Here is a 2,713-nt window from a genome sequence, read left to right as displayed (position 1 = left end):
GTATGCGCCGTCTCTGCCCCATTGATTTTGGGTTTGCGCTTGAACTTTTGCGGTTTCGCTCATTCGATGAATGAGCGTATTTGTTACTCACAAATGAGCTAATTTTTGCTCTCATTCACTCGGCGTGCATATGCCCAAGGCATCAGGGTGTCGATGTTTCTGACGAGGTGACCGTTGGCGAGGCTGGTGAAGAGATCGCGCAGATAGGCATAGGGCTCGACGCCGTTCATCCGGCATGTGCCGATGAGACTGGCGAACCGGGCCCAATTGCGTCCACCTTCATCATGACCACAAAAAAGCGCATTGCGACGGTTCATGGCCGGACTGCGGATGGCATTTTCGACGAGGTTGGAGTCGATGTCGACATGACCGTCATCGAGAAACAGCCGGAAGCCGTCCTGACGCCGGAGCATATAGGCAAGTGCTTTGCCCAGATCGGATTTGCGCGAGATGCGCTTTGCCTGAGCCGCAAGCCAGGCGAAGAGCTCGTCCACCAGTGGCCGAGACAATTCCTGTCGCATTGAGCGGCGATGTTCAGGTTCCTTGCCACGAATGGCTTCCTCGATCTTGTAGAGCGCAGCGATGCGCAACAGCGCCTCATCCACGATAGGCGAACCCTTCTTCGGTGTTGCCGCGATCAGTTTTCTGCGCCCATGTGCCCAGCAAAATGCCAGTCGTAACGGATCGCCACCCGTGCGTTCCACCGTGGCAAGATGGGAATAGCCGCCATAGGCATCGACCTGGATCGTGCCGTTAAAGCCGTCGAGGATTTCGGCGGCATATTCTCCTTTACGCCCTGGCCGATAATGGAACACCACACCCGGCGGTGCAGATCCGCCCCAGCCCCGATCATCGCGCAGAACCGCCCAGAGATAACCGGTCTTCGTCTTGCCGCGTCCCGGATCCAATACAGGAGCCGTTGTTTCATCGACATAAAGCCGCGAACCGTCCGTCTTCAGCATCTTCGCCATGTGGTCCACGACCGGCGCGATCAGTGCGCCTGTGCGCCCCATCCAGTCGGCCAGAACAGAACGGTCAATCGGAACCCCGTGCCGGGCCATGACTACCGCCTGTCGGTTCAGCGGCATATGTTCGGAATGCTTGGAGACAGCGATCTGGGCCAGTAACGCTTCTGTCGGCCAACTGCCTTCCAAAAGATGCGCCGGTGCTTTGGCCTGAACCACCCCCGTCCGCCCCTTGGGACAAGCATATTTCGGGCGGATCGTGACAATTACCTGATAGTTTGCCGGAATGTAATCGAGCCGCTCCGTCTTGTCCTCGCCAATCCGAACCATGTCGCCACAGCCACAGGGACAGGCAATGCTTAGAGGCTCAACCACACGCTCGACACGCGGTAGGTTCGCCGGTAGCGCACGGGCTTTTCGTTCCTTGCGTGGAGATGCCGCCTTGTCGGGACTAAGAGTGCTGGCCGCCATTTTCTCTTCAACAGCCGCAATCCGCGCCTGTGTTTCGGCAATCGCCGTTTCAAGATCTTCCAGCGCCAGTTCCAGCTGCGCCGGATCAAGCTTTTCCGATTTCGGCCCGAACTTCGTGCGCCGGTACTCCTGAACCTGACCTTCCAGCTTCTCGATCAGTTCCTTCAGTTCAGTGATGAACACATCCTTTTCGGCCACCACCGCCTGCTCATGCTGACGCGCCGCCCGCTCGACCGACAGCTCAAATTGCATGTCCGCAAACGCCTTCACCACCTCTGGCGGAAGCTCTGGGAACTGGCTGAGATCAATGGGTTGCGACATGCGTTTTCATAGCATTGTCGAACCATAAAATCCAAATAAAACAATGACAAAATGGAAGGAAGATCACCCCGCAGCAGAGGGCGGCGTCACGCGCTGCGCCATCACGCGACGCCAATCGAGACCTTCAAATAAAGCCTCATATTGAGCCCTTGAAAGACGCATCGTCCCGTCCTGCACCCTGGGCCAGGCAAAACTGCCGTTTTCAAGAATTTTATATGTCAGAACCAGTCCCGTGCCATCCCATACCAGGATTTTCAGCCGATCACCCCGCTTCGACCGGAAGATCACCGTGATCCCGGAATGTGGATCAAGCTTCAGTTCAGTCTGCACCATCAAGGCCAGAGCCTGATGACCGCAGCGAAAGTCCACGGGTTGCGTGGCGATCAGGATGGGCAGTCGTTGACCCGCGACGATCATGCCAATCCTCGTATCGCACCAACCAAAGCCGCGACCCGACTCACAGACACATCGCCCGGCACCTTCACCACGAGGTCGGCACCTATCTCTATCGTCACAATCCCTGCTGTCGCCGCTACCGTCTCTGGCATCAACGAGGTGACGGCAGGCATCTCCGGCTCATCCGCAATCGACAACGCCACAAACGCAGGTTCACAACCTTCCGCATCCGGCACCGACGGCATCAACTCTGCTGGCAAGATCAGATGGCCATCACGCGCCTGCTTGCGCCAATAAGAAAGCTGGTTCGCGCTCAAATCATAGCGTTGCGCGACTTCCACAACCCGAGCGCCAGGATGAAGACTTTCAGCAACAATCCGCGCTTTCAATTCCGTCGACCAGTGTCGGTAGCCTCGGCGAGGATCGACAATATCCAGCCGCCCGACAAATCCATCGCTACCATCTACCATCAGATTCTCCTGCTATTGCTGAAAACCCTTCTGGCAGAAACCTCACTCACCCAAAATGCCCTAAATCAATGGGACAGAGACGGCGCATAC

Annotated in this window: 3 protein-coding genes; all 3 read right to left on the bottom strand. The window is 56.9% G+C overall.

Annotation, left to right across the window (positions count from 1 at the left end; all coding sequences use genetic code 11):
• Window positions 1-98: 98 nt before the first annotated feature.
• The 3 genes from HWD97_RS24045 to HWD97_RS24035 all read right to left on the bottom strand — a co-directional run bounded on the left by HWD97_RS24045 (window position 99) and on the right by HWD97_RS24035 (window position 2,623).
• On the bottom strand, window positions 99-1,757 hold the full coding sequence (locus HWD97_RS24045) for an IS66 family transposase (RefSeq protein ID WP_313014978.1): 1,659 nt from the start codon (window positions 1,755-1,757) through the stop codon (window positions 99-101).
• A 63-nt stretch (window positions 1,758-1,820) separates the two neighbouring features.
• Complete coding sequence (tnpB, locus tag HWD97_RS24040; protein WP_112702494.1) at window positions 1,821-2,174, bottom strand: IS66 family insertion sequence element accessory protein TnpB; 354 nt, start codon at window positions 2,172-2,174, stop codon at window positions 1,821-1,823.
• Window positions 2,171-2,623, bottom strand: a complete 453-nt coding sequence (locus HWD97_RS24035) for a transposase (protein ID WP_151615950.1) — start codon at window positions 2,621-2,623, stop codon at window positions 2,171-2,173. Before HWD97_RS24035 ends, tnpB begins: the two co-directional genes overlap by 4 nt.
• Window positions 2,624-2,713 lie beyond the last annotated feature (90 nt).

It is taken from the genome of Ochrobactrum sp. C6C9 (genome assembly GCF_022627935.1).
GTDB lineage: Bacteria > Pseudomonadota > Alphaproteobacteria > Rhizobiales > Rhizobiaceae > Brucella > Brucella teleogrylli.
The sequence above is the reverse complement of the archived record's forward strand: the minus strand, read 5'-3'. Positions and strand labels throughout refer to the sequence as shown.

Coding starts and splice junctions, on each gene's coding strand:
- HWD97_RS24045 (WP_313014978.1), bottom strand. CDS start 1,757: ATGTCGCAACCCATTGATCTCAGCCAGTTCCCAGAGCTTCCGCCAGAG.
- tnpB (WP_112702494.1), bottom strand. CDS start 2,174: ATGATCGTCGCGGGTCAACGACTGCCCATCCTGATCGCCACGCAACCC.
- HWD97_RS24035 (WP_151615950.1), bottom strand. CDS start 2,623: ATGGTAGATGGTAGCGATGGATTTGTCGGGCGGCTGGATATTGTCGAT.